A 26,255-nucleotide genomic window follows, 5' to 3' on the forward strand; every position below is an offset into this window, starting at 1 on the left:
CATGTCGATCGAAGTCCGTAATGTCAGCAAGAACTTCAACGCCTTCAAGGCCCTGAACAGCATCAACCTGGACATCCAGAGTGGCGAGCTGGTGGCGTTGCTGGGCCCGTCCGGCTGCGGCAAGACCACCTTGCTGCGCATCATCGCCGGCCTGGAAACCCCGGATGACGGCAGCATCGTGTTCCACGGTGAAGACGTGTCCGGCCACGACGTACGTGATCGCAACGTCGGCTTCGTGTTCCAGCACTATGCGTTGTTCCGCCACATGACCGTGTTCGACAACGTGGCGTTCGGCCTGCGCATGAAACCGAAGAACCAGCGCCCGAGCGAAAGCCAGATCGCGGTCAAGGTGCATGAGCTGCTGAATATGGTGCAGCTGGATTGGCTGTCGGATCGCTACCCGGAACAACTGTCCGGTGGCCAGCGCCAACGTATCGCCCTGGCCCGCGCCCTGGCGGTGGAACCCAAAGTGCTGCTGCTGGACGAACCCTTCGGCGCCCTCGACGCCAAGGTGCGTAAAGAACTGCGCCGCTGGCTGGCGCGCCTGCACGAAGACATCAACCTGACTTCGGTGTTCGTGACCCACGACCAGGAAGAGGCCATGGAAGTCGCCGACCGCATCGTGGTGATGAACAAGGGCGTGATCGAGCAGATCGGTTCACCGGGTGACGTGTACGAGAACCCGGCCAGCGATTTCGTCTATCACTTCCTGGGTGACTCGAACCGCCTGCACCTGGGCGAAGACAAACACGTGCTGTTCCGTCCCCACGAAGTGTCGCTGTCACGGCATGAGCTGGAAGACCATCACGCGGCTGAAGTGCGTGATATTCGCCCGCTGGGCGCGACCACGCGTGTGACCTTGAAGGTCGAAGGCCAGAGCGAGCTGATCGAGGCTGAAGTGGTGAAAGACCACGACAGCCTGACCAATCTTGCACGCGGCGAGACGCTGTTCTTCAAGCCCAAGGTTTGGCAAAAAGCCTAAGAACCCGCCACCACGCTAAATGTGGAATGGGATCAAACTGTGGGAGCGGGCTTGCTCGCTCCCACATTCAGACCTTACTAAGCTTTAGATCGCGGCGTGCCATGGGCCCTGACCGGTCTTCAATCTGCTGCTTGAGCGCATGCCGCAGCCCCAGCAGAAACGCCAACTCCGCCACCACAAACAACGGCCCCACGATCAGCCCCGACACGTCATCCACAAACGCCGGCTTCTTGCCTTCGTAGTAATGCCCGACGAACTGAATCACCCAACCCACCACAAACATCCCAATGCCGCTGCTGAGCCACACCAGTGTGCTCTGTGCCGCCAGCACATGCCCGGCCCATACCGACAGGCCCATCAATACCGTCATCAGCACGCCCAGTACCAACTCCAGGCGCAAGTAGAACCACGCCGAAAACAGCGCGAGAAGAACGGCCGGTGAGATCCACAGCCCACCGACAGCCCATTCCGGGCGGGACAGCAGCACGGCCACCGCAACAACAATCAGCGGGATGCCGATAAAGTGGCTGGCGATGTTGCGCGGGTCGCGGTGGTAGGCGGCGTATTGACTGAGGTGATCGACGAGGCTTTTCATTGTTGTTCCTCCTGTAGGATGCTTGATCATGCCCTGTCAGCCGGTGGCGAACTGTCAGTTGGGCGACAATCTTAGGAGTTCACATGGACGCGGAACAATGGCGCTCGCGGTTGGCCACCGGTCATTGGTTCAGCCACCTGCCCGCGTCTTTTCAGCATAGCTTGCTGGCTAATTCCCGCGTGAGACAGCTCGCGGCGGGAGAGTATCTGTTCAAGCGCGGCGATCCGCCCTGCGGCTTGTATGCGGTGCTGGAAGGTGCCGTGCGGATCAGCGCGGTCAATGCCCAAGGCAAGGAAGCGGTACTGAGCCTGGTTGAATCACCTTACTGGTTCGGTGAGATATGCCTGTTTGACAGCTTGCCGCGCACGCACGATGCGCTGGCAATGGGTCCGTGCACACTGTTGCAGATACCGCAGGCGCTGATGCTCGAAATCCTCGACAAACACCCTGTGTACTGGCGGGATGTGGCGCTGCTGATGAGCCACAAATTGCGCCTGTCGTTGATCAATATCGAACAGATAAGCCTGATGCCCACGTCGGTGCGCCTGGCCCATCGGTTGCTGATGATCGCCGAAGGCTACGGTGAAATAGCCCAGACGCGCCGCGTCCTGCACTTGCCGCAGGAAGACCTGGCGGCGATGTTGGGCCTCTCGCGCCAGACCATCAACAGTCTGCTCAAGGCGCTGGAGCAGCAGGGCATCCTCGGCTTGAGTTACGGTGCGATTGAAGTGCTCGACCTGCAACGCCTGCGGCAAGCCGCAGGCGTCGACGGTTGAACTAGGAGCCGCGATACGTGGAGAACCCGTAAGGGCTGAGTAGCAGTGGAATGTGGTAATGCTGGTCGGCCTGCTTGACCTCGAATATCACCGGGACTTCCGGGAAAAATGTCTCGCGATTAGCCTTTTTGTAGTAGTCACCGGTCTTGAATACCACACGGTATTCACCCGGTGTCATGGCTTGGTTGGCCGGAAACAGTTCGGCGATGCGCCCCTGCTGGTTGGTGACACCTTCGGCCAGCGACTGCCAGTGATCGCCTACGTGTTGCTCCAGGGTGACGCTGACGCCGGCAGACGGCAGGCCGTTTTCCAGGTTCAAGACGTGCACGCTCAAGGGGTTTCCGGCCGACAGGGCCAGGCTGCTCAGGCCGCTGAGGCCGAGGGCGGCAAGGGTCATAGTCAGGGTTTTCATCGAAGTTTCCTCAAGGGGTGATTGTCAGGCCAAGTTGATTGGCCGCCTTTACCGCGCACGCTTCGTCCTGCTCGGCACCGCCGGCACCGGCAATGCCCAGCGCGCCCACCAGTTCAGTGTCGGCGAACAGCGGCACGCCGCCGCCGAGCAACAGCAACTCGGGCAAGCTGTTAAGGTTGGCGGCCTCGGGGTTGTTGCGGGCGCGTTCGGCAAACAGCCGGGTGGGGGTTTTTGTCGACAACGCCGTGTACGCTTTGCGTTGGCTGGCGATGCTGTTGTGCGGGCCTACGCCGTCGGCCCGCTGGCTCAGCAATAGATTGCCGCCCCGGTCGAGTACGGTAAGTGCCGCCGTGCACTGCGCGAGGCCGGCGTCTGCCAATTGGCGTGCGGTGTGCAAATCGAGGTCGGCGTGGCGCGGTAGGGTGGGTGCCGCCAGGACGCTGGCGCTGATGGCGAAGCTCAAGAATAGGGCATTGCGGTACATGGGAACGGCTCCAGAAAGCAGGCCGCTACCTTAGCCAGCGCTCTCGGTCAAAAGCCGAACAATTCGATTACAGGTTTGTAATGAACCAAGAGGTAGGCATGCAGGTGTTGTTAGTGGAAGACCAGCCGAAATTAGCGCAACTCATGGCCCAGGGCTTGAGTGAGGCCGGCTTCGCGGTGGAAGTCGCAGCCAATGGCATGGCAGCCCAGCGGTTTGTGGAAAGCACTGACTATGACTTGGTGATCCTCGATGTGATGTTGCCGGGGCTGAATGCCTGGAAGTTGCAGCAGGCGATTCGCAAGAAGGGTGAGACGCCGGTGTTGTTCTTGACGACCCCGGAAGGGATCGAGGATCGTCTGCGCGGGTTGGAATTGCACGAGGATGATTACTTGCTCAAGCCGTTTGAAGCCAAAACCTTGGTGGCGCGGGTAAAGAAGTTGTTGCGGCGTGACCGTGGGCGCTGACGGGGTGATACCTGTCAAGTTTGACAGTAGATAGGGCGTTATTGGCGTTGCACACTTGAACCGTCAATTTTGACACTCATGGAGTGAACGTCATGTCATCAATAAACGCGCAGCCTGCTCCTCGGGTCACTGCTCCGGTTTCAGATGTTACCTACCAAAGCCCAGTTAAATTTTCAGGTACTGGCATTCCAGGTTGGCGGGTCCATTTCATTAGAATCCCAATCGACGGCTCGGACTTCGGCGATGCCCTCGTTGACGACCTCGGATCTTGGGAATTTTTTGCTGATCTGGACCCAGGCTCTTACCGTGCGCGGGGTTTTCAAGAATATAATCGAGAACGCTCAGACAATACGGAGATCATCAACTTCACTGTGAGTTGAGGGCACTGTTACGTGATCGGGAAAAGATACACTCGGTTGTGTGTCTTCGCTACCGTAACCCATCCCTGAACTGCCCCGGCGTCATCCCCGTCCAGCGTTTGAACGCGCGGTTGAAACTGCTGGTGTCGGCAAAGCCGAGCAAGTGACTGATCTCGGCCAATGAACACTGCGGGTCACGCAGGTGCAACAGCGCCAGGTTCTCCCGGCACTCATTGAGCAGCGCATCAAACCTGCACCCCTCATCCGCCAGGTGCCGCTGCAAGCTGCGCAGGCTCAGGTGCAGCGCCTGGGCAACGCGCTCTGCGCTCGGCTCACCGTCGGGCAATTGCGCTTCGATCACGCGGCGTACCTTGCGCTCCCAGGTCAGCGGTTGCAGTTGGGCGAGGGTGCGCTTGAGCACGGTTTCGTTATGTTCAGCCAGTTCGGGGTTGGCATCGTCCAGGTGGCTGTCGAAATCCTGGGCGGTGAACTCCAGGCGGTCCTCTTCAGCGCCAAAAAACACCGGCGCGCGAAACACCGTGTGCCAGGGCTTTGGATCGAGCGGCTCCGGGCGCCGCAAGTACACGGCCAGTGGCGCATAGTCGCGGCCCAGGCGATTGCGGCAGGTGCGCACATAGATCGCCGCAAACGCATCGATGGCCTCGAACGCCGGTGCCGGGCTGTCCGGCGGTTGCAGCAGGCGAAAGCGATAACGCTCCTCCTCGCGACTCAGCTCCAGCGTCAGGGCATCACTGACCACCTGGTGATAACGCACGATGCGCTCGAACACTTCCCGCAAGCTGCCACTGGCCACCAGCGCATACCCCAGCGCATGAAAGGTGGTGGGGCTGACAAATCGCGACACCCGCAGCCCAATCGCCGGATCACCACTGGCCTGCACCGCCAATTCCCACAGACGCGTGGTGGCCGACAGCGGGTAGCGGGCGTTGGGATCGTCCATCTGCTGCGGGTCGAGCCCGGCTTGCTGGCACAACGCGGCGCTGTCGAGGCCCAAGGCATCGAGCTGCTTGCGCAGGGCGCGGGTCCAGCTGGCGAGGGAAGTGGGTTCGGTCATGACGATTGGCGCTTGCGGTCAACAGGTTGGCGTCCGGGGCTAGCGTCCTGCCAGATCGCTTGGGGCAGGATGGGCGCATCAATACACAAGAGGATGGGAGCTTGGACGGTACTTCTGCAAGTCCCCAACAGATGAACGCACAACAGCGCTCGGCGCATATCCGTGAAGTGGTGCTGGCCGAAGGCGTGCGCCTGCGCCAGCAACACCCTTGGTTGCTGCATCAGGATGCGTTGGGCGCGGGCATCCTGGCGTTTGCGCTGCTCGGCATGCTGGGCTCGGCGGCGCTCTATATCACGGGCCATATGGCCTGGTGGGTGTGCTTGTTGCTGAACGCGTTCCTGGCTTCACTGACCCATGAGTTGGAACACGACCTGATCCACAGCATGTATTTTCGCAAGCAGCGTCTGCCCCACAACCTGATGATGGGCCTGGTGTGGCTGGCGCGGCCGAGTACGATCAACCCGTGGGTGCGCCGCCACCTGCACCTCAACCATCACAAGGTCTCCGGCACCGAGACCGATATGGAAGAGCGCGCCATCACCAACGGTGAGCCCTGGGGCTTTGCGCGGTTGTTGATGGTTGGGGATAACGTGATGTCGGCCTTCATCCGCATCCTGCGGGCCAAGACCTGGAAGCATAAACTGGCGATCCTCAAGCGCTCGCTGCTGGTGTACGCGCCGCTGGCGCTGCTGCATTGGGGGGCGTGGTATGTGTTCCTCGGTTTTCATGCTGCCAATGGCGTCGCCAGTCTGTTCGGTGCGCCCATCGTGTGGTCTGCCGGCACCTTGCAGATGATGCAAGTGATCGATATCGCCGCCGTGGTGATCATCGGCCCTAACGTATTGCGCACCTTTTGCCTGCACTTTGTCAGCTCCAACATGCACTACTACGGCGATGTGGAACTGGGCAACGTGATCCAGCAGACCCAGGTATTGAACCCCTGGTGGATGTGGCCGCTGCAGGCGTTCTGCTTTAACTTCGGCAGTACCCACGGCATCCACCATTTTGTGGTGAAGGAACCGTTCTACATCCGCCAGATGACGGCCAAGGTGGCGCACAAGGTGATGGCGGAGATGGGCGTGCGCTTCAATGATTTCGGGACGTTTGCGCGGGCCAACCGGCTGGGTTTTCCACCGCCAGCAGGGTTTCGATCAGCGCCTTCGCCGCAGGCGACAAACGCACCCCAGCGCGGCTGATCACCCCGCAACGGTTGCTGAGGCTGTCCAACGCGTGCGGCAGATTGCGCCAGTGCAGGACCTGCAATTGGCCACTGGCGAATGCCTCGACGAAAGCCTCCTCGGCACCCAGGCCGATGGCGTCGGATTGCCGCACGATGGTGGCCAGCGCCGCGAACTGTTCAAGCTCGATGGCGGGTGCAAAGTCGATACGTCCGCTGAGGTTGGCCAGCAATTTGCGAATGCCGGGCGCAATCAGCGGCGTGGCCAGCGGGTAGCCGAACAAGTCGTTGGTGGAGAGGCTGTCCTTGGCCAGCAGCGGGTGTCCGGCGCGGCAGAAAAACACGCTGCGCCGAGGCGTCAGGGCCTGGGTCTGGAAGTTCGGGTCAGCCTCGAAGTGACGCACGTCGGCGATAAAGAACTCGATCTCTTCACGGTTCAGGCTGCGCCCGAGTTTCTCCCAGTTATCCACCTGCAAGGCAGTGCGCACCTTGGGGTAGGTGGAGACAAAGCGCGCCATCGCCTGGGGCACCAGGTTCACGGCAGCCACGGCGTCGCTGCCCAAGCGCACTTCGCCCGCATCGAGTTTGGTCATGCGCGTGACTTCATGGCTCAGCAACGCCGCGCCTTGCACCAGGCTCAATGCGTGTTGCAACACCACCTGGCCTTCGGGGGTGGGACGCAGGTCTTTATTCGCGCGGTCCACCAACACGCAGCCGAACTCCTGTTCCAGGCCCTGGATGCTGCGGCTGAACGCCGGCTGCGTGATGCCCATGGCATCCGCCGCGCGCACGAAACTGCGGTGCTCGTTGAGCGCGATGAAGTAGCGCAGTTGGCGAAGGTCCATGGTATGCCCGGCATCCTTTAGGGGAACCGGGATTTTAAGGTGACGGCTTATTCCGTCAATGAAGCATTATTGTTTTATCTAGATCTTAAATGCATATCTATAGAGCGGGCGCCGTGCGGTAAGTGGCGGGGCTGAATACCCGGGTCACCACCAGCATCGCCACCGCTGTCACCGTCAGCACCACCCAGGCACTGACAAAACTGCCGGTGAGTTCACGCAGCCAACCGGTCAGCCACGGCGAAATCGCATTGATCAAAAAGCCCACGCCCTGCACGAACGCCGCCAGTTGCCCGGCTTGGCGCGGGTCGCGGTGGTGGTCGAGGGTCAGCAGCAGGCTCAGGGCAAAACACGCGCCCAGGCCGAAGCCACACAGCGCCACCCACAGATGGGGAAACTGTAACGGCGCCATCAACAGGCCGAGATAGCCAATGGTTTGGGCCAGCAGGCTGATCCACAGCAACGGCCGCCGGTCGATCCCGCGTTGCGCCAGTACCGGCATCAACAGTGCTGCGATCACCTGGAAGATGGTCATGAAGGCCAGCAGCGAGCCACTGGGCAGCACACCCCAACCCAGTTGCTGGTAGTAGGCCGGCAGCCACGCGACCATGCTCATGTAGCCGCAATTCACCAGGCCGAAATACAGCGCCAGCAGCCACGCACGGCGATTGCGCAGACCCTTGAAGGCGGGGATGACGTTCGCGCTTTTTGCCGCGCCCAGTGGCAACCAGGCCCACAACAACAGCGCGGCCAAGGCCGGCAGCAACCACACACCGAGCCCGGCTTCCCACCGCTGAAAATGCGTGGCCACCACTGGGCTGATCAGCGCCGCCAGCCCACCACCGGCCATTAGCGAGGCAGAGTAAACCCCCATCGCCACCGGCACGCGGTGGTGAAATTCGCGCTTGATCATCGCTGGCACCAACGCCTGGATCAATGCGACACCGGCGCCACCGAACAACGCGGTCACCAGCAGCGTCGAACCCTGGCCCATCAGCCAGCGGGCCAGGCACGCCAGCAGGATCATCATCAAGCCCAGGGCAATGCCACGGCGTTCACCCAGTTGCGCTTCAACCCGCACGCCCACCAGCGCCACCAGGCCCATGCACACCACGGGCAGGCTGGTGAGCAGGGCGCTGCTCTGGAAGCTCAAGCCGGTAGCCAGGCGAATCTCACCGAGCAACGGGCTGATGGAGCTGAGGATCGGCCGCAGGTTGAGGCCCAGGACCACCAGCAGGCCCCAGCCAGCGAGGGATTTATTCAGGGGCATGCAGGTTTTTCCAGTGCTGGTACAGCGTGGTCATGGCCGCATCCGGCAGATGCTGGATCGGCAGGCGCTGCTCGCTCACTGGCAGGCCCACCTGCTGCCCGATCGCCGCTGTCGACAGGCCAAAGGGCTCGGCCATTTCGTTGCTGGCGGCAAACACCACCCGTTCCACACCGCACAGATACATGGCGCTCAGGCACATCGGGCAGGGTTGGCCGCTGGCGTAGATCACGCAGCCATCCAAGCGTGTACCGAGTTGCTGGCTGGCAGCGCGGATCGCTAACAATTCGGCGTGGGCGGTGGGGTCTTGGCTCAGGTGGATCTCGTTGACCGCCTCAATCAGCACGTTGCCGTTTTGCGTCAATACCGCGCCGAACGGCCGGCCGCCGTTGGCAACGTTGGTCCGGGCGAGTTGGATGGCGCGCTGCAGGTGTTGAACGTCGCTCATGGAGATCCCTCTGGGCAGGATGGAGGGTGAAGTATGGGCAGCCATCAGGGTATTCTGAAATTAAATATAACCATGCCAACCAGTGGCAAACGCAATGGTGACTGCCATGTTCGATCCTGTGTTGTTGCGCAGTTTTGTCGCCGTAGTGGATTGCGGCAATTTCACCCGCGCCGCCGAGCGTCTGCACCTGACCCAATCCACGGTCAGCCAGCAGATCCGCCGCCTGGAAGAGGCGGTGGCGTGTCAGTTGCTCGACCGCGATCAGCGCCGCGTGGTCGCTACGGCGGAAGGCGAGCGCTTGCTGGCCTATGCGCGGCGCATCCTGGCGCTGCATGAAGAAGCCGCCGACGTGTTGATCAGCCAGCAAAGCGACGGCGTGTTGCGCCTGGGTGTGCCGGAGGACTTTGCCTCCGAACGCCTCATGCCGCTGCTCTCGGCCTTTGTACTGGCGTTTCCAAGGGTGCGCCTGGAAGTCACCAGCGGCCTGGGCCCCGAGTTGCAGCGCCAGTACCGCAGCGGAGAGTTCGACGTGTTGTTGGTCAAGCAGATGGGCGACAGCGACGACTGCCTGGCCTCATGGCCGGAGCCCTTGTGCTGGGTGGACAGCCGCAGCACGCCGTCCCTGGGGCGTGACCCTTTGCCGTTGGTGGCATTTCCCGTAGGCGGCCTGTACCGCAATGAAATGCTGCAACACCTGGAAGTGGGCGGCTGGCGCTGGCGCATCGGGTACTCCAGCGCGAGCCTGGCGAGCGTGTGTTCGGCGGTGGCGGCGGGGTTGGGTATCAGTTTGTTGCCCCGTCGCGTCGTACAGGCAGGGCATAGCGTGCTGGGCCCGGACAGCGGCTTGCCCAGGGTGCAAGGCGTGCGTCTGGCGTTGTATGGCCGCAGTGGCTTGGGTGCGGCTGGGCAAAGCCTACAACGTCAACTGCTTGATTTGTGTGCAAACAGCCCTGCCTGATCAATGCCTTTACTGAATATTTCTTATGCCTGAAAGGCATTCAAAAACAACGCCTTTGCGCCAGCCCCCGCAGGCCGGGGCTTTGCCGTTTCCAAGTATTTCATTTATTCAATTTAGATCTATGTATAACTTTAAAGATTACTTTAAGAGATAAGCGTCTGGCCCCGATGATTCAACCCTCGACGGCCTTCCACGCAGGCCTGTCGGTTTTTTTGTTTCAAAACCGTAGGGAGTGAATCAATGGGCAATGTCCAGTCCGCCGCCAGTGCACACGAGGCGCAATGGCGCCAGGCACCGGGTGGTGAGTTGGTCGACCTTGGCCGGCCGCACCGCGCGCCGTTGGGGCAGTTGCGCACGCAGAAAACGCCGAAGCGTTTCTCCAGCCGTCGCGAAGGGATCCTGCTGGGTTTGCTGGTACTGGCCCTGCACGGTGCGGTGATCTACTGGGTAAGCCAGAAGCCGACGCCGGTGCTGCCGATCGTGCCGCCGGAAATTCCGCCGATGACGATCGAGTTTTCCCAACCCGCACCTCCCGTGGTGGAACCGCCACCGCCCGTGCCGCCGCCACCACCACCGCCTGTGGTCGAGCCACCGCCGCCGGTCGTGGATGAATTGGCCGCCAAGCCGGCGCCACCAAAACCGATTCCAAAACCCAAGCCCAAGCCGGTTCCAAAGCCTGAGCCCAAGCCCGCGCCGAAACCTGTCGAGCAGCCGCCCGCGCCACCGACACCGGCACCACCTGCGCCGCCAGCACCACCGGCGCCGGCCCCGGTTACACCCGCTTCGGCCAACGCCGCGTACCTGAAGAACCCGGCGCCGGAGTACCCGTCACTGGCTCAGCGGCGCGGTTGGGAAGGCACGGTGTTGCTCAGGGTGCAGGTACTGGCCAGTGGCAAGCCGGGTGAGATCCAGATCCAGAAAAGCAGCGGTCGCCAGCAACTCGACGACGCCGCGCTGGCAGCGGTGAAGCGCTGGAGCTTTGTACCGGCCAAGCAGGGCGATGTGGCCCAGAACGGCTGGGTCAGCGTACCGATCGATTTCAAGATTCACTAACTATTCGGCTGCGGTGTGTTGCACACGCCGCGACCTGCACAGAGGGAAAACATCATGGCATTAGCATCTCCACTTGAATCCATCGAAAGCGCGGTGATCTGGCTGCTGGTGGTTTTTTCGGTCGCCACCTGGGGCCTGGCCCTGCTCAAAGGCGTGCAGTTCGGTCGCCTCAAGGCGCAGGATCGCAAGTTCCACAAACAGTTCTGGGCGGCGTCGAGTCTCGACTCGGCCGCCGAGTTGGCGGAGACCCAGCCGGGCGCCGCTGCTCGGGTGGCCCAGGCTGGTTACGCCGCGATCCAGGTGGGCGAAACCCCGCACGCGGCCGACCTGAGCCAGGCGATCAACCACCAGGACCGCCTCGAGCGGGCCCTGCGCCAACAGATCGTGCGTGAACGCCGCTCCCTGGAAACCGGCCTGGCCGTGGTCGCCAGTATCGGCAGCACCTCGCCGTTCATCGGCCTGTTCGGCACCGTGTGGGGCATCATGGAAGCGCTCAAGGGCATCAGCGCTGCGGGCTCCGCCAGTCTCGAAACCGTGGCCGGCCCGATCGGTGCGGCACTGGTCGCGACCGGTGTGGGTATCGCCGTCGCGGTGCCGGCGGTGCTGGTCTACAACTATTTCCTGCGTCGTCTGAAGCTGACCGCTGCCGACCTGGACGACTTTGCCCACGACTTCTACAGCCTGGCCCAGAAGAACTCCTTCCGCGTGTTGCTGCACCCGGCCCTGAACAAAACCGCTGCCGGCAACCCGCAGAAAGTGAAGGAGGCGTCCTGAGATGGCCTTTTCCACGCAAGACAGCGATGAGGTGCTGAGCGAGATCAACGTGACGCCGTTGGTGGACGTGATGCTGGTGCTGCTGGTGGTGTTTATCGTCACCGCGCCGCTCTTGACCAACGCGATCCCGATCAACCTGCCCAAGACCGAGGCGGTCGCGCCGGTGGAGCAGAAAGACCCGCTTGTGGTGAGTATCGATGGCGCCGGCAAACTGTTTATCAACAAGGACGAAATCCAGCCGGACCTGCTGGAGTTCAACCTGCAGGCGGCCAAGGCCAAGGACCCCGATGTACGGGTGCAACTGCAGGCTGACGATGGCGTGAACTACGGCGAAGTGGCGCGAGCCATGGCGTCTATCGAGCGCGCGGGGATTACCAAGCTGTCGGTGATTACCGCACGTTAATTGCAAAAGCCTCGACAATTTTTTGGCCGTCTCCTTGGCAGGGTGCGGCCTTTTTTTTGCGTAAAATCCTTTTGTGATTTTGGTTATTAATAAATATCTTCTTATTCCTTAACGAATATAACCCCCGTCCCTATACTGTTCAGCAACGTTAAACGCTGCAGGAGGGCACACCCATGCACAGCGAGTCGATTCGTTATCTGATCGTGCCGGGCTGGCAAGGATCGCCAGAAGATCATTGGCAAAGTCACTGGCAGAACAGCCTGCCCAACAGCGCCCGCGTGGAGCAAGATGACTGGCTGACGCCACGTCGCGAAGACTGGGTCGCCGCGCTGGCCGAGGCCATCGCCGCCGACAGCACGCCGGTGATCCTGATCGCCCACAGCCTGGGCTGCATCACCGTGGCGCATTGGGCGGCCACCGCGCCGGTGCAGTTCCTGCGCCAGGTACGCGGCGCCTTGCTGGTGGCACCGGCCGATGTCGAGCGTCCTGCCTGTGCTCCCGCCTTGCGTAATTTTGCGCCCATCCCCACCGACCTGCTGCCGTTTCCGAGCCAGGTGGTCAGCTCCGACAACGACAGTGCCGTCAGCGCGCCTCGGGCCCTTGAGCTGGCCCGTCACTGGGGCGCCGAAGCCGGGATTCTTTCTGGCGCCGGGCATATCAATGTGAAGTCCGGTCACCAACGCTGGGAGCAGGGGTTTGCTTACCTGTACCGCCTGCAAAGCCGCCTTGAGCATCACGCCCGGCGCACTGCCTGAACACTTTTCAACGCCCCGTCCCTTAAGCGGATTGGGGGCGGGAGCCTGCCATGAGTTTGCATGAAACCTACGGCCAGCCGTTGCTGACCTTCCCCGATGCCGAAAAAAGCCCGTTGAGCATTCGCGCCAAGGCGCTGGTGTTTGTCGACCCCCGTTCGCGCCAATTGCGCGAAGACCTCGAAAGCCTCGCACCACGCGCCTTGCCCGTGTTGATTCGCGGCGAAACCGGCAGTGGTAAAGAGCTGCTGGCGCGCCACATTCACCGTGGCAGCGACCGTACCGGTTTGTTTGTCTCGGTCAATTGCGGTGCCATCAGCCCGACCTACGCCGATGCCGAATTGTTCGGCTACGCCGCTGGCAGCCACAGTGGTGCCGCCAGCAGCCGGGCCGGTTGGTTCGGTTCGGCGAATGGCGGCACGTTGTACCTGGATGAGATCGGCGATTTGCCGTTGCCAATCCAGGTAAAACTGCTGGCCGCCCTGGAAAACCACGAAGTCACCCGCGTCGGCGCCCATCAGCCCAGCCCGGTGGATGTGCGCTTGGTCGCCGCCACCAGCATCGACTTGGCCCAGGCTGTGGCGGCCGGCAAGTTCCATGAGCGCTTGTTCCATTACTTGAGCGAAGGGCGGCTGGACTTGCCCGCATTGCGCGAGCGCGTGGGTGACATCCTGTCCCTGGCCGAGTATTTCCTGGGTATCTACAGCCAGCGCCTGGACCTGCCGGTGCCGCTGATCAGCGATGCCGCCCAGCGGGTGCTGGAACTCCACAGCTGGCCGGGTAATACGCGTGAGCTGGAAAACGTCATTCACTTTGCGTTGCTGGTGAGCAGCGGCGATGAGATTTTGCCCGAGCATTTGAACCTGCCGGTCGCAGGTTCACCGTTGGAGCAGGTGCGGCGGATTTTCAACACCGCCAGCCCCGCCGAGCAGGAAACCCTGCTTAAATTCCTACATGAGCAAAATGGAATATCAACGTGAATAAAAGATATTGTTCGGGAATAAAAAATCTAGGTATTGTCCCTTCCACGCCGCGATAGCACTTCGCTGGCACACCACATAAAAAACGGTCGTCAGAGACGCCCCGGAATTCCGATAAGGACACTGCATGAAAAAGGTTCTGTTGTTTACCGCACTGGCGGCTGCCCTGACTGCAAGCTTCGCTCAAGCCAACGAAAAACTGGTGGTTGCCGCGACCCCGATCCCCCACGCCGAGATCCTCGAGCTGATCAAGCCGACCCTGGCCAAAGAAGGCGTGGACCTGCAGATCAAAGTCTTCACCGACTACGTTCAACCCAACACGCAGGTGGCCGAAAAGCGCCTGGACGCCAACTACTTCCAGACCCTGCCGTATCTGGAAAACTTCAACAAGGGCAAGGGCACCAACCTGGTGACCGTGGTCGGTGTGCACGTTGAACCCATCGGCGGCTACTCGAAAAAGATCAAGAACATCTCTGAACTCAAGGATGGCGCCACTGTGGCCATCCCGAACGAAGGCTCCAACAGCGGCCGTGCCCTGTTGCTGCTGCAAAAGAACGGCCTGATCACGCTGAAAGACCCGACCAATGCCCTGTCCACGCCGAAAGACATTGCCAGCAACCCGAAAAACCTGAAGTTCAAGGAGCTGGAATCGGCGCTGCTGCCACGCGTGCTGGACCAGGTTGACCTTGACGTCATCAACACCAACTACGCGCTGGAAGCGGGCCTGAACCCAGCCAAAGACGCGCTGATCATCGAAGACGCCAAGTCGCCGTACGTGAACTTCCTGGTGGCTCGCCCGGACAACAAGGACAGCGACGCGATCCAGAAACTGTCCAAGGCCCTGACCAGCCCGGAAGTCAAAGCCTTCATCGAGAAGAAGTACAACGGCGCGGTCGTGCCTGCGTTCTGATGTAACTCAAAACCCCCTTCAAGGTTTGAACGCCGACGGCTTGCATTGCGTCGGCGTTTTTTTTATTCCGGTTTTTTGATAAAGAAGAGATTTTAGATTAAAGGCGTTAAATAAGTTATTGGTCGGGGGTCACCGTTGAGTTCATCGGCTGGCCTGATGGATTGTGTCTGAGTGTATCTTTAAATTGTCTTACACTTTACGTTTTGCTTAGTTGGTTTAGTAGGGCCAAGCTTGCGCGTGTTGTAAGAGTCATCGCATGGAGGCGCCCGTGAGTTCTACCAACTTTTGGAAGCCAGTGTCATTATGATGAAATCCATTTCTCCTTACGATGTACGAACCCCTATGGCTGGCCATGTGAATGAAGCTACTCATTCGCCATCTGCTGCAGGATTTAAAGCAAAATACCCCGAAGATCAGTTCAAGCCAGTCCCCAATAATATCCACATGGTCTGGGTGGGCTCCAAACCGGGTTTGAACCAGGATACTTATTTACGCCAGTGGGCCACCATGAACCCGAACCATAAAATTATGTTATGGGTTGACTCTACTCAGTTTGATGCTTACGCAACTAATAAATCGGCTCAGGCAAAAGCCGAAAGTGTTTACCCAAACTACCAGTCAGAAAGACCCGTTCGAGGGTTGTTCAGTCAGCTTAAGACAGCAATCAATAACCCGCTGCAATGGCCTCGCAATCAAATCGAGCAGAAGCAAGTTATTGCAGAACTTAATAAAGAACTTTTGTCTTCAGGTAACAAAGCATTGAAGGAAGCATTGCTGCCAGAGGGTGGAAAAGTTACGCCCCAGAACGCCTCTCAAGTGCTCAGTGCTTTTGAGCGTCACGCTTCACGTACCGATGACAAGTTTCATCAAGCAGAAGCCACCATTCTTGACCAGACGACAAAGTCCTGGGACCGCTACGCCAGTAACCCTCCCCGTGACACGACGACCCTGGCGGCTTTACAGGAGCGTTTCAACGATCTGAAGAACGTGCAGATACGTGACTTGAGCAATCCTGCCGACATACGCCTGCAAAACAAGGACGTGTATCAGCATGAAATCATGGGCCGCAACGGCGGTTACGCCGCAGCTTCCGACGTCGCCCGATATGAAATCGTCAATCACTATGGCGGCACCTACACGGACATTGACCTGGAAAGTGTGCGCCCGCTTGATGGCGCCTTAAATGCCCACCCAGACCTGATGCTGGTCGGCATGGCTGCAGGCAAGAGTGAGGCAAGTGGCAACGCCACCCCCTATTTTGCCAACGCACTGTTCTCCAGCCACTCCCAGAGCGCGATGCTGAAGAGCCTGATTGATGACATCGGGGACAAATACCGTTCGATGAACGGCAATGAATACGCCGGCGATCGTTACTTCAGCCGTCCGAATAAAAGCACGATCGAAACCACCGGGCCCAATGCACTACGTGGGCATGTTGACAGGGTGATACAAGAAGCCAAAGGGCGACCGGAGCGGGCTCGCAACGACGCCGCCTCCTCCGCTGAACGTATCTGGGACATGGCAAAGCCACAGAATAAAGAGTACTGGGGCCTGGTGGATTCCCACTTCAAGTTCCCGGACAACTACGTCAACTTTGAGACTGAAGAACAGCAAAACAGCGCCACCAAAGCCATGGCGGGAGGTGCTGACCGGCGGCCATCCATCCAAGGTTGAGCCTATGAGAAAAAGCCTCACCACGGTGAGGCTATTGTTTTTTACAGCGCCTGACTACTGATCGCCCTGCGCAACGCCATCAACCACTTCACCAGTTCTTGCGGATCCATCGGTTTCACTTCCTGCATGGTTCAATCCCTCGAATCTCAGACCCACCAACCATAGCTGCCACCCGCCAAACCCGCGAACCCGGTGGTTATCTTTTTGGGTGATATCAATATGCTATTTGGGTATTTAAATTTTCTTTTTTATACCTTTAAAGTTCGCGCTACCCGGCGTTACCCACACCGGATCGGATTGCGCTCGCTGCATTACCCTTGCGGCGTCATGGACTGGAAATGACCTTCGATTTCGCTTTTATCCTCAGCACGCTCCCGGCGTTTCTGAAAGCCGTGGGCGTGACGCTTCAAGTGGGCCTGATCGCCATTGCCACCTCGTTGCTGGTGGCGCTGATCAACGCGGCGCTGCTGGTGTTCCGCACGCCGTACCTGTCGCGCCTGGTGGCGTTGTATGTGGAGCTGGCACGTAACACGCCACTGCTGATCCAGCTGTTCTTCGTGTACTTCGCGCTGCCGGCCCTGGGCTTCAATATTTCCGGGTTCTGGGCGGCGATCATCACCATGACCTTCCTCGGCGGTGCCTACCTCACCGAAGTGCTGCGTGCCGGTGTGGAAGCGGTGCCGCTGGCGCAGATCGAGTCGGGCAAGTCCATCGGCCTGTCCGACTGGCAGCTGTTGCGCCATGTGATCCTGCCCCAGGCCGGTATCCTCAGCCTGCCGGCGTTGTTTGCCAATTTCATCTTCCTGCTCAAGGAGACCACCGTGGTCTCTGCCGTGGCGGTGCCGGAGATTCTCTACACCACCAAGAGCTACATCGCCCTCTACTACAAAACCTACGAAATGCTCGCCGTGCTGACGCTGATCTGCGTGTTGCTGTTCTTGCCGCTGTCGCTGTTGCTCAGCCGCCTGGAAAGGAGGCTCCAGCATGGCCAGTTCGGGTCTTGAGTTGTTGTGGGTGTCGTTGCCGCAATTGGGCAAGGGCGCTGCGCAAACCTTGTCGATTTCATTCTTGAGCATCGCCTTCAGCACTGTCGGCGGCGTGTTGTACGGCGTGCTGCGCACCTTGAACAACCGGCTGCTCAACGCAGTGCTGCGGGTATATCTGGAGCTGTTCCGCGCGATCCCGGTGCTGGTGTGGCTGTACCTGCTGTTTTTCGGCCTGCCGATTTTCTTCGGCCTGAGCATTCCAAGCTTCTGGTGCGCTGTGCTGGTGCTGTCGCTGTGGGGCGCCAGTGAAGTCGGCGAAGTGGTGCGTGGCGCCTTGCATTCGCTGCCACGCGGGCAACGTGAAGCGGGGTTGTCGATTGGCCTCTCGGACCCGCAACTCTACGGCTATGTGTTGCTGCCCCAGGCCCTGAAACGCATGACGCCGCCGACCATCAACGTCTACACGCGCATCATCAAGACCAGTTCCCTGGCGGTGCTGATCGGCGTGATCGACGTGATCAAGGTTGGCCAGCAAATCATCGAACGCACCTATGAGTCGGTATTGATCTACGGCGTGCTGTTCCTGTTTTTCTTCTTTATCTGCTACCCGTTGTCGGCCGCCTCCAAGGTGCTGGAACGGCGCTGGGCCCAAGCATGAGCGCATTGATCGAGTTCCAGGGTTTCAACAAGTTTTTCGGCGAGGCGCAGGTGCTCAAGGGCATCGACTTGAGCGTGCAAAGCGGCGAAGTGGTGGTGATCCTCGGCCCCAGCGGTTGCGGCAAAAGCACCTTGCTGCGTTGCCTCAACGGCCTGGAAGTGGCCCACAGCGGCAGCCTGCGGTTTGCCGGCAACGAGCTGCTGGGCAAGCAAACCGATTGGCGCCAAGTGCGCCAGGACATCGGCATGGTGTTCCAGAGCTACCACCTGTTCCCGCACATGAGCGTGCTCGACAACATCCTGCTCGGCCCGTTGAAAGTGCAAAAGCGCGACCCGCGCGAAGCCCGCGAACAGGCCGAGAAGCTGCTGGAACGCGTGGGCCTGGCCGACAAGCGCGACGCCTTCCCGCGCCAGCTCTCCGGCGGCCAGCAGCAACGCATCGCTATCGTCCGTTCACTGTGCATGAACCCCCAGGTCATGCTCTTTGATGAGGTCACCGCCGCCCTCGACCCGGAAATGGTCAAGGAAGTGCTGGAAGTGATCCAGGGCCTGGCCCGCGATGGCATGACCCTGCTGATTGTTACCCACGAAATGGCCTTCGCCCGCGCCGTCGCCGACCGCGTGGTGTTTATGGAAGCCGGTCGCATCCTCGAACACAACACCCCCGAGGCATTCTTTACGAACCCGCAAACCGCACGCGCGCAGCAGTTCCTGGAGAAGTTCTCCTTTGTTTCAACACTGCCCAAAAAACCTAAGGAACTTGCGCTGATATGAAAAAGTTACTGCTGCCACTGTTTGCCGTCGCTTTACTGGTCGGCTGCGATAAAAAGGCCGAAGAGCCTGTAAAACCTGCCGCTGTCAGTTACATCGACAAGATCAAGGCTCGCGACAAGCTGATCGTCGGCGTATTCACCGACAAACCGCCGTTTGGTTTCGTCAACGAAGCTGGCCGTTACGTCGGCTTCGATACCGACATCGGCCGCCAATTCGCCAAGGACCTGTTGGGCGATGAAAACAAGGTCGAGTTCGTTGCTGTCGAGCCCGCCAGCCGCATTCCGTTCCTGCAAAGCGACAAGGTCGACCTGATCCTCGCCAACATGACCGTGACCCCGGAACGCAAGGAAGCGGTGGACTTCACCAACCCCAACCTGAAAGTCGCGGTGCAGGCCCTGGTGCCGAACGACAGCGCCGTAAAAAGCCTGGATGACCTGGCTACCCGCACCACCATCGTCACCACCGGCACCACCGCCGATATCTGGCTGACCAAGAACCACCCGGACTGGAAACTGCTCAAGTTCGAGAAAAACTCCGAGTCGCTGCAGGCGTTGTCCGCCGGCCGTGGTGATGCCTATGCCCAGGACAACCTGGTGCTGTTCAGCTGGGCCAAGCAGAACCCGGGCTACCGTGTGCTGGAAGAAAAACTGGGTGATGAAGCGCCGATCGCACCGGCCGTGAAGAAGGGCAATATCGAACTGCGTGACTGGGTGAATGCCGAGTTGGCCAAGTTGGGCGAGGAGAAATTCCTGCTCAAACTGTACGACCAATATGTGCGTAAAGAGCTGAGCGATGACACCAAGCCTGAGAGTGTGATTGTTGAAGGCGGGAAGTGGCAGGGCTGATTCAGCGCTGACTGTTCTACCGCTTTCGCGAGCAAGCCCGCTCCCACATTCGACCGAGTTCCACCTTTGGAATACGGACAAATGTGGGAGCGGGCTTGCTCGCGAAGAGGACAGTACAGGCGACGCCTATTCCGGCCAATGCCAAGCGGGTGCATCCAATATTCCCTGCCCGACGATCCGCGTCTCCCCCAACACCTTCTCCAACACAATCAAATTGCACCCCTCATCCTGCTGCAACGCCGCAATCAAGCGGCTGGCATGCGACACCACCCACACCTGGCACTGCCGGGACGCCTGGATGATCAAGCGCGCCAACGCCGGCAGCAGGTCCGGATGCAGGCTGGTTTCCGGCTCGTTCAGCACCATCATGGTCGGCGGTCGAGGTGTGAGCAGCGCCGCGATCAGCAGCAGGTAACGCAAGGTGCCGTCGGACAGCTCCGCCGCCGATAACGGTCGCAGCAACCCTTCCTGATAAAACTCAATCGCAAAGCGCCCGCCCTGCAATGGCTGGATATTCAGGCGCGCGCCGGGAAACGCATCGCTGACTGCGCGCTGCAATGCCTCGGGATCGCCAATTTCTCGAATCGTCTGCAATGCCGCTGCCAGATCGCGCCCATCGTGGTGCAACACCGGCGTGCGCGTACCCAGCTGAGGCTGACGCACCGGCGCGTCCACATCGCTGCGAAAGTGATCGTAAAAGCGCCAGCCACGGATGCTTTCGCGCAGCAGCAACACCTCCGGTGAACCGCGCAGGCTGCCAACCTGATCGAACAGGCTGTGGTAGTTCGGCGTGTGCTGGGCCAGCACATCCCAGGCGCGGCCCTCACGTGCCCGCACCATCGGCCCGGAACGCTGCACCAGCAGGCTGGCCGGGCGGTAGATGGGCCCGGCCCAGATGCATTCCTTCTTGACCTCGGGGTCGAGGGAGAAAAACGACTCGCTCGGTTCAGGCAGCCCCAAGGAAATGGCGTAGCTGAAATCCTCCCCGGCAAACCCCAGACGCAGGCGTTTCACTCCTTGGCGCACGGTGGACTCAATCGGCACCTCGCCGTTGTGCATGCGTCGGCTGATAGTCTCGGGCCCCGCCCAGAAGGTCGAATCCAGCCCACCCTCACGGGCCAGCGCATTGATCACCCCACCCTGGGCAGTCTCCGCCAGCAGGCGCAGGGCGCGGTACAAGTTGGACTTGCCGCTGCCGTTGGGCCCTGTCACCAGGTTCAGTCGGTCCAGGGGCACTACTAATTTGTTGATCGAGCGGTAATTGGCTACCGCGAGGGTCTTGAGCATGGGCATTCAGTCGGCTTGGGAACCATTGGAGTATGGGAGCCTCCATGCAGATAAGGAACCCTGAACTAAGCTCACAGTCGCATACACACTGGCACGTCGGCATCACGCACAAGGAGCCTGCATGGGCGGTCGCATTTGCACCTTTATTTTCGGACTTGGCCTACTGGCGCTGTTAAGCGGCTGTGGCGAGGAAAAGGCTGAGCCCAAGCAGCATTCTCGGGTATTTGTGCAGACTGTGCAGCCGGCGGACTTTGCCGCAGCGGTCACGTTGACGGGCGATATCCAGGCCCGTGTGCAAACCGACCTGTCCTTCCGCGTGGGCGGCAAGATCATCCAGCGCATGGTGGACGTCGGTGATCGTGTCAGTGCCAAGCAAGTGCTGGCCAAGCTCGATCCCAAGGACTTGCAGACCAACGTCGATTCCGCCCAGGCCCAGGTCGTGGCCGAGCAGGCGCGGGTTAAACAGACCGCTGCCGCCTTCGTGCGCCAGGAAAAGCTCCTGCCCAAGGGCTACACCAGCCGCAGCGAATACGATTCCGCCCAGGCCGCGTTGCGCAGCAGCCAAAGCGCCTTGGCCGCCGCTCAGGCCCAGTTGGCCAACGCCCGCGAACAGCTCGGCTACACCTCGCTGATCGCCGAAGCCCCCGGCGTGATCACTGCGCGACAGGCCGAAGTCGGCCAGGTGGTGCAGGCCACCGTGCCGATTTTCAGCCTGGCCCGCGATGGTGAGCGCGATGCGGTGTTCAACGTCTATGAGTCGCTGTTGGTGGAGCCGCCGCCAGAGGCGCCGATTACTGTCAGCCTCTTGGATAACCCGAGCATCAAGGCGGTGGGCAAGGTGCGTGAAGTCACGCCTGCCGTGGCCGCTAACACCGGCACCGTGCAGGTGAAAATCGCCCTGCAAGCGTTGCCCAAAGGCATGGAATTGGGCTCGGTGGTCAGCGCCACCGCCAATGGCCCGGCCAAGGCCAGCATCGAATTGCCTTGGGCCGCGTTGACCAAGGACCTCAGCGAACCCGCCGTGTGGCTGATTGACGGCGACGGCAAGGCGCAACTGCACAAAGTCACTGTGGCACGTTACCTCACCGGCAAAGTCATCATTGGCGATGGTCTCAAGGGCGGCGAAAAAGTCGTGGTGGCCGGCGGACAATTGCTGCACCCCGGCATGCTTGTCGAGATTGCCCAGCCAGGAGCCCAGCCATGAAGCGCCTGACGGTGTTGCTCGCCGCCAGCCTGTTGCTGGTGGCCTGTTCGAAGGAAGAGCCGCCACCCGAACCGGTGCGCCCCGTGCTGTCCATGGAAGTGAAAGCCGAGGACCAGGAAAACCTTGGCCGTTTCGCCGGCACCATCCAGGCCCGTTATGAAAGCAACCTGGGCTTCCGCGTGCCCGGCCGCATTGCCCGCCGCGCCGTGGACGTGGGCGCCGAGGTGGAGAAGGGCGCCTTGCTTGCCGTCCTCGACCCCACTGACCAACAGAATCAATTGCGCGCCGCCCAGGGCGATCTGGCTCGCGTGCAGGCGCAATTCATCAACGCCCAGGCCAATGCTCGCCGTCAGCAGGAATTGTTCAACCGTGGCGTCGGCGCTCAGGCCCAGCTGGATATCGCCCAGACCGACCTTAAAACCACCCAGGCCTCTCTTGACCAGGCACAAGCCTCCGTCAACCAAGCCAAGGACCAACTCAACTACGCCGAACTGCGTACCGACCACGCTGGCATTGTCACCGCGTGGAATGCCGAAGCCGGCCAGGTGGTCAGTGCCGGTCAGCAGGTGGTGACCCTGGCCCGCCCGGATATCAAGGAAGCGGTGATCGACCTGCCCGCCGGCCTGGCCGAGCGCCTGCCCCATGACGTGGTGTTCCTGGTCGCCGGGCAATTGGACCCGAGCGTCAACACCACCGCCATCGTGCGTGAGATCGAACCCCAGGCCCAAAGCGCCACGCGCACCCGGCGCGCGCGGCTGACCCTGGCGGAAACACCGCCTGCGTTCCGCCTCGGCACAGCGATCAGCGTAACCTTGAGCACCGCCATTGCGCCACGCATCGAAGTGCCCCTGAGTGCCTTGCAGGAGGTCGACGGCAAGACCCGCATCTGGCTGCTCGACACGCAAAGCCAGACCGTGCAACCGCGCGACATCAGCCTGATCAGCCGTGACGCCAACAGCGCCTTGCTCAATGGCGGCGTCAAACCCGGCGAGCGTATCGTCACCGCTGGCGTGAACAGCCTGAAGCCTGGGCAAAAAGTCAAAATCGACGAGGACAGCCCGCGATGAAAGGGAGTTTCAACTTATCCGACTGGGCCCTCAAGCATCAGTCCTTCGTCTGGTACCTGATGTTCGTCGCGCTGCTGATGGGCGTGTTCTCCTACATGAACCTGGGCCGCGAGGAAGACCCTTCGTTCACCATCAAGACCATGGTGATCCAGACCCGCTGGCCAGGCGCGACCCAGGAAGAAACCCTCAAGCAGGTCACCGACCGCATCGAGAAAAAACTCGAAGAACTCGACTCCCTCGACTACGTGAAAAGCTACACGCGGCCGGGCGAGTCCACGGTGTTCGTGTTCCTCAAGGACACCACCAGCGCCAAGGCCATCCCGGAGATCTGGTACCAGGTCCGCAAGAAGATCGACGACATCCGCGGCACCTTCCCCCAGGGTTTGCAGGGGCCGTCGTTCAACGATGAGTTCGGTGACGTGTTCGGCTCGGTGTATGCCTTTACCGGCGACGGCCTGTCGATGCGCCAGCTGCGTGACTACGTGGAGCAGGTGCGCGCCGAGATCCGTTCGGTGCCGGGGCTGGGCAAGGTCGAGATGATCGGCCAGCAGGACGAAGTGATTTACCTGAATTTCTCCACGCGCAAACTGGCCGCCCTGGGGATTGACCAGCGCCAGGTGGTGCAGAGCCTGCAATCGCAGAATGCGGTGACGCCGGCCGGGGTGATCGAGGCCGGGCCGGAGCGGATTTCGGTGCGGACTTCTGGGCAGTTCGCTTCGGAGAAAGACCTGGCCAATGTGAATCTGCGCCTCAATGACCGCTTTTATCGCCTGGCGGACATTGCCGATATCAGTCGTGGCTATGTGGACCCGGCGCGACCGATGTTCCGCTTCAACGGCAAGCCGGCCATCGGCTTGGCGATTGCCATGCAGAAGGGCGGCAATATCCAGTCGTTCGGCAAGGCCCTGCACGGGCGCATGGACGAACTGACCGCCGACCTGCCGGTGGGCGTCGGCGTGCACAAGGTGTCCGACCAGGCGGAAGTGGTGGAAGAGGCTGTCGGCGGCTTTACCAGTGCGTTGTTCGAAGCGGTGATTATCGTGTTGGTGGTGAGCTTCATCAGCTTGGGCATGCGCGCCGGCTTGGTGGTGGCATGCTCGATTCCGTTGGTGCTGGCGTTGGTGTTCGTGTTCATGGAATACAGCGGCATCACCATGCAGCGGGTGTCCCTGGGCGCGCTGATTATCGCCCTTGGCCTGCTGGTGGACGACGCGATGATCACCGTTGAAATGATGATCACGCGCCTGGAAAAAGGCGAAACCAAGGAGCAGGCGGCGACCTACGCTTACACCTCCACGGCGTTCCCGATGCTGACCGGCACCCTGGTCACAGTCGCCGGGTTTGTCCCTATTGGCCTCAACGCCAGTTCGGCGGGCGAGTACACCTTCACCCTGTTCGCGGTGATTGCCGTGGCGATGCTGGTGTCGTGGGTGGTGGCGGTGCTGTTTGCGCCGGTAATCGGCGTGCATATCCTTAGCGCCAAGGTGAAACCCCACGATGCCGAGCCGGGGCGAATTGGCCGGGCGTTCAATGGCGGCATGCTCTGGGCAATGCGTAACCGTTGGTGGGCGATTGGCATCACCGTGGCGCTGTTTGTGGCGTCGGTGTTCTCCATGCAGTTTGTGCAGAACCAGTTTTTCCCGTCATCGGACCGCCCGGAAATCCTGGTTGACCTGAACCTGCCGCAAAACGCCTCGATCAACGAGACCCGCAAGGCCGTCGACCGCCTGGAAGCGATCATCAAGGACGACCCGGACATCGCGCGTTGGAGCACCTATATCGGCCAGGGCGCGATCCGTTTCTACCTGCCGCTGGACCAGCAACTGGAAAACCCCTACTACGCGCAGTTGGTCATCGTGAGCAAGGGCCTGGAAGAGCGCGGCGAGTTGATCGCACGCCTGCAAAAGCGCCTGCGCGATGACTTCGTCGGCATTGGCAGTTTTGTGCAGCCGCTGGAAATGGGCCCGCCGGTAGGTAGGCCGATTCAGTATCGCGTGTCGGGAAAAGACACCGATCAAGTACGCAAACACGCCATCGAACTGGCGACCTTGCTCGACAAGAACACTCACCTGGGCGAGATCATCTACGACTGGAACGAGCCGGGCAAAGTGCTGCGCATCGACATCGCCCAGGACAAGGCGCGCCAGCTGGGACTGTCGTCGGAAGACGTGGCGCAGTTGATGAACAGCGTGGTCAGCGGTGCCTCGGTGACCCAGGTGCATGACGATATCTATCTGATCAACGTGGTCGGCCGTGCCGAAGATGCCGAGCGCGGCACGCCGGAAACCTTGCAGAACCTGCAGATCGTCACACCCAACGGCACCTCGATTCCGCTGCTGGCGTTCGCCACGGTGCGCTACGAGCTGGAGCAGCCGCTGGTGTGGCGCCGCGACCGTAAACCGACGATCACCATCAAGGCGTCGGTGCGTGATGAGATGCAGCCGACGGACCTGGTGAAACAGCTCAAGCCGGAGATCGATAAGTTCAGCGCCGGCTTGCCGGTGGGCTACAAGGTCGCCACCGGCGGCACCGTGGAGGAAAGCGGCAAGGCCCAGGGCCCGATTGCCAGCGTGGTGCCGTTGATGCTGTTCCTCATGGCGACCTTCCTGATGATCCAACTGCACAGTGTGCAGAAGATGTTCCTGGTGGCGAGTGTCGCGCCGCTCGGTTTGATTGGCGTGGTGCTGGCGCTGATCCCCACGGGCACGCCGATGGGCTTTGTGGCGATCCTGGGGATCCTGGCGCTGATCGGCATTATCATCCGCAACTCGGTGATTCTGGTGACGCAGATTCATGAGTACGAAGTGGCGGGCTATACGCCGTGGGATGCGGTGGTGGAAGCCACCGAGCATCGGCGCCGGCCGATCCTGCTGACGGCAGCGGCGGCGAGCCTGGGCATGATCCCCATCGCGCGTGAGGTGTTCTGGGGGCCAATGGCCTACGCGATGATCGGCGGGATCATCATCGCGACTTTGCTAACACTTTTGTTTTTGCCTGCGCTGTATGTGGCTTGGTACAAGATCCGCGAGCCCAAACACGAACAGAGCTGA

The 26,255-nt window shown here is 60.7% G+C and carries 27 protein-coding genes; 19 read left to right on the forward strand and 8 right to left on the reverse strand.

Going from position 1 to position 26,255, the window contains the following annotated elements; genetic code table 11:
• Window position 1 precedes the first annotated feature (1 nt).
• Window positions 2-982, forward strand: a complete 981-nt coding sequence (locus HX823_RS06295) for a sulfate/molybdate ABC transporter ATP-binding protein (protein ID WP_038850310.1) — start codon at window positions 2-4, stop codon at window positions 980-982.
• A gap of 67 nt (window positions 983-1,049) precedes the next feature.
• On the opposite strand, the gene HX823_RS06300 is transcribed toward HX823_RS06295, so the two are convergent.
• Window positions 1,050-1,577, reverse strand: a complete 528-nt coding sequence (locus tag HX823_RS06300) for a DUF962 domain-containing protein (RefSeq protein ID WP_177074412.1) — start codon at window positions 1,575-1,577, stop codon at window positions 1,050-1,052.
• 83 nt (window positions 1,578-1,660) lie between these two features.
• Between HX823_RS06300 and HX823_RS06305 the strand changes: the two genes are divergently transcribed.
• The gene (locus HX823_RS06305) at window positions 1,661-2,353 is read left to right on the forward strand and encodes a Crp/Fnr family transcriptional regulator (protein ID WP_177074413.1); all 693 of its coding nucleotides are present in this window, start codon (window positions 1,661-1,663) and stop codon (window positions 2,351-2,353) included.
• Window position 2,354: 1 nt separating this feature from the next.
• On the opposite strand, the gene uraH is transcribed toward HX823_RS06305, so the two are convergent.
• On the reverse strand, window positions 2,355-2,765 hold the full coding sequence (gene uraH / locus HX823_RS06310) for a hydroxyisourate hydrolase (protein WP_177074414.1): 411 nt from the start codon (window positions 2,763-2,765) through the stop codon (window positions 2,355-2,357).
• Between the two features lie 10 nt (window positions 2,766-2,775).
• On the reverse strand, window positions 2,776-3,249 hold the full coding sequence (locus tag HX823_RS06315; RefSeq protein ID WP_177074415.1) for a heme-binding protein: 474 nt from the start codon (window positions 3,247-3,249) through the stop codon (window positions 2,776-2,778).
• A 98-nt stretch (window positions 3,250-3,347) separates the two neighbouring features.
• Here HX823_RS06315 and HX823_RS06320 point away from each other — a divergent pair, with 98 nt between their 5' ends.
• Window positions 3,348-3,713, forward strand: coding sequence for a response regulator (locus HX823_RS06320; RefSeq protein ID WP_038850315.1), 366 nt, complete (start codon window positions 3,348-3,350; stop codon window positions 3,711-3,713).
• A 429-nt stretch (window positions 3,714-4,142) separates the two neighbouring features.
• Here the strand turns inward: HX823_RS06320 and HX823_RS06325 are convergent, their stop codons facing one another.
• Window positions 4,143-5,147, reverse strand: coding sequence for an AraC family transcriptional regulator (locus tag HX823_RS06325; protein WP_177074416.1), 1,005 nt, complete (start codon window positions 5,145-5,147; stop codon window positions 4,143-4,145).
• A gap of 101 nt (window positions 5,148-5,248) precedes the next feature.
• Here HX823_RS06325 and HX823_RS06330 point away from each other — a divergent pair, with 101 nt between their 5' ends.
• Window positions 5,249-6,343, forward strand: a complete 1,095-nt coding sequence (locus HX823_RS06330; RefSeq protein ID WP_177074417.1) for a fatty acid desaturase — start codon at window positions 5,249-5,251, stop codon at window positions 6,341-6,343.
• Here HX823_RS06330 and HX823_RS06335 read toward each other — a convergent pair.
• The 3 genes from HX823_RS06335 to HX823_RS06345 form a co-directional block, all read right to left on the reverse strand.
• Complete coding sequence (locus tag HX823_RS06335) at window positions 6,234-7,169, reverse strand: LysR family transcriptional regulator (protein ID WP_080642450.1); 936 nt, start codon at window positions 7,167-7,169, stop codon at window positions 6,234-6,236. The two genes, HX823_RS06330 and HX823_RS06335, sit on opposite strands and share 110 nt — an antisense overlap.
• A 97-nt stretch (window positions 7,170-7,266) precedes the next feature.
• Window positions 7,267-8,436, reverse strand: coding sequence for a CynX/NimT family MFS transporter (locus HX823_RS06340; RefSeq protein ID WP_177074418.1), 1,170 nt, complete (start codon window positions 8,434-8,436; stop codon window positions 7,267-7,269).
• Window positions 8,423-8,881, reverse strand: coding sequence for a nucleoside deaminase (locus HX823_RS06345; protein ID WP_177074419.1), 459 nt, complete (start codon window positions 8,879-8,881; stop codon window positions 8,423-8,425). Before HX823_RS06345 ends, HX823_RS06340 begins: the two co-directional genes overlap by 14 nt.
• A gap of 106 nt (window positions 8,882-8,987) precedes the next feature.
• Between HX823_RS06345 and HX823_RS06350 the strand changes: the two genes are divergently transcribed.
• From HX823_RS06350 to HX823_RS06405, 12 genes are all read left to right on the forward strand, one after another.
• The gene (locus HX823_RS06350; protein ID WP_033898878.1) at window positions 8,988-9,839 is read left to right on the forward strand and encodes a LysR family transcriptional regulator; all 852 of its coding nucleotides are present in this window, start codon (window positions 8,988-8,990) and stop codon (window positions 9,837-9,839) included.
• Window positions 9,840-10,079: 240 nt separating this feature from the next.
• On the forward strand, window positions 10,080-10,892 hold the full coding sequence (locus tag HX823_RS06355; protein ID WP_177074420.1) for an energy transducer TonB: 813 nt from the start codon (window positions 10,080-10,082) through the stop codon (window positions 10,890-10,892).
• Window positions 10,893-10,943: 51 nt separating this feature from the next.
• Complete coding sequence (locus tag HX823_RS06360) at window positions 10,944-11,666, forward strand: MotA/TolQ/ExbB proton channel family protein (RefSeq protein WP_105698363.1); 723 nt, start codon at window positions 10,944-10,946, stop codon at window positions 11,664-11,666.
• A 1-nt stretch (window position 11,667) separates the two neighbouring features.
• On the forward strand, window positions 11,668-12,069 hold the full coding sequence (locus HX823_RS06365; protein ID WP_010565408.1) for a biopolymer transporter ExbD: 402 nt from the start codon (window positions 11,668-11,670) through the stop codon (window positions 12,067-12,069).
• Between the two features lie 173 nt (window positions 12,070-12,242).
• Window positions 12,243-12,824: an alpha/beta hydrolase gene (locus HX823_RS06370; RefSeq protein WP_038850323.1), complete on the forward strand. Its 582-nt coding sequence runs from the start codon at window positions 12,243-12,245 to the stop codon at window positions 12,822-12,824.
• A gap of 50 nt (window positions 12,825-12,874) precedes the next feature.
• Window positions 12,875-13,801 (forward strand): sigma 54-interacting transcriptional regulator, encoded by a 927-nt coding sequence (locus HX823_RS06375; protein ID WP_177074421.1) that lies wholly within the window; start codon window positions 12,875-12,877, stop codon window positions 13,799-13,801.
• A 127-nt stretch (window positions 13,802-13,928) separates the two neighbouring features.
• Window positions 13,929-14,711: a MetQ/NlpA family ABC transporter substrate-binding protein gene (locus HX823_RS06380; protein ID WP_033898862.1), complete on the forward strand. Its 783-nt coding sequence runs from the start codon at window positions 13,929-13,931 to the stop codon at window positions 14,709-14,711.
• Window positions 14,712-15,014: 303 nt separating this feature from the next.
• A complete protein-coding gene (locus tag HX823_RS06385) occupies window positions 15,015-16,385 on the forward strand; it encodes a TcdA/TcdB catalytic glycosyltransferase domain-containing protein (protein WP_177074422.1) in 1,371 nt (456 codons plus the stop codon).
• A gap of 338 nt (window positions 16,386-16,723) precedes the next feature.
• Window positions 16,724-17,389: an amino acid ABC transporter permease gene (locus tag HX823_RS06390; RefSeq protein WP_003187615.1), complete on the forward strand. Its 666-nt coding sequence runs from the start codon at window positions 16,724-16,726 to the stop codon at window positions 17,387-17,389.
• Window positions 17,370-18,029, forward strand: coding sequence for an amino acid ABC transporter permease (locus tag HX823_RS06395; protein ID WP_177074423.1), 660 nt, complete (start codon window positions 17,370-17,372; stop codon window positions 18,027-18,029). Before HX823_RS06390 ends, HX823_RS06395 begins: the two co-directional genes overlap by 20 nt.
• Window positions 18,026-18,802 carry an amino acid ABC transporter ATP-binding protein gene (locus HX823_RS06400; protein ID WP_038850327.1) on the forward strand — a complete coding sequence of 259 codons (777 nt, stop codon included), beginning with the start codon at window positions 18,026-18,028 and terminating at the stop codon, window positions 18,800-18,802. Before HX823_RS06395 ends, HX823_RS06400 begins: the two co-directional genes overlap by 4 nt.
• Entirely contained in the window at window positions 18,799-19,647 is an 849-nt protein-coding gene (locus HX823_RS06405; protein ID WP_016975002.1) for a transporter substrate-binding domain-containing protein, read from the forward strand. Before HX823_RS06400 ends, HX823_RS06405 begins: the two co-directional genes overlap by 4 nt.
• 126 nt (window positions 19,648-19,773) lie before the next feature.
• Here HX823_RS06405 and HX823_RS06410 read toward each other — a convergent pair whose 3' ends face one another.
• The gene (locus HX823_RS06410) at window positions 19,774-20,934 is read right to left on the reverse strand and encodes an AAA family ATPase (RefSeq protein WP_177074424.1); all 1,161 of its coding nucleotides are present in this window, start codon (window positions 20,932-20,934) and stop codon (window positions 19,774-19,776) included.
• A 121-nt stretch (window positions 20,935-21,055) separates the two neighbouring features.
• Between HX823_RS06410 and HX823_RS06415 the strand changes: the two genes are divergently transcribed.
• Genes HX823_RS06415 through HX823_RS06425 form a run of 3 tightly spaced genes read left to right on the forward strand, consistent with a single transcriptional unit; the run spans window position 21,056 to window position 26,255 of the window.
• Entirely contained in the window at window positions 21,056-22,138 is a 1,083-nt protein-coding gene (locus tag HX823_RS06415) for an efflux RND transporter periplasmic adaptor subunit (RefSeq protein WP_177074425.1), read from the forward strand.
• On the forward strand, window positions 22,135-23,205 hold the full coding sequence (locus tag HX823_RS06420) for an efflux RND transporter periplasmic adaptor subunit (RefSeq protein WP_133076556.1): 1,071 nt from the start codon (window positions 22,135-22,137) through the stop codon (window positions 23,203-23,205). Before HX823_RS06415 ends, HX823_RS06420 begins: the two co-directional genes overlap by 4 nt.
• Window positions 23,202-26,255, forward strand: a complete 3,054-nt coding sequence (locus HX823_RS06425) for an efflux RND transporter permease subunit (RefSeq protein WP_038850331.1) — start codon at window positions 23,202-23,204, stop codon at window positions 26,253-26,255. The genes HX823_RS06420 and HX823_RS06425 overlap by 4 nt, the downstream gene beginning before the upstream one ends.

Origin of the sequence: Pseudomonas sp. P7759, from assembly GCF_013386445.1 — a bacterium.
GTDB classification, from domain to species: domain Bacteria; phylum Pseudomonadota; class Gammaproteobacteria; order Pseudomonadales; family Pseudomonadaceae; genus Aquipseudomonas; species Aquipseudomonas azotoformans_A.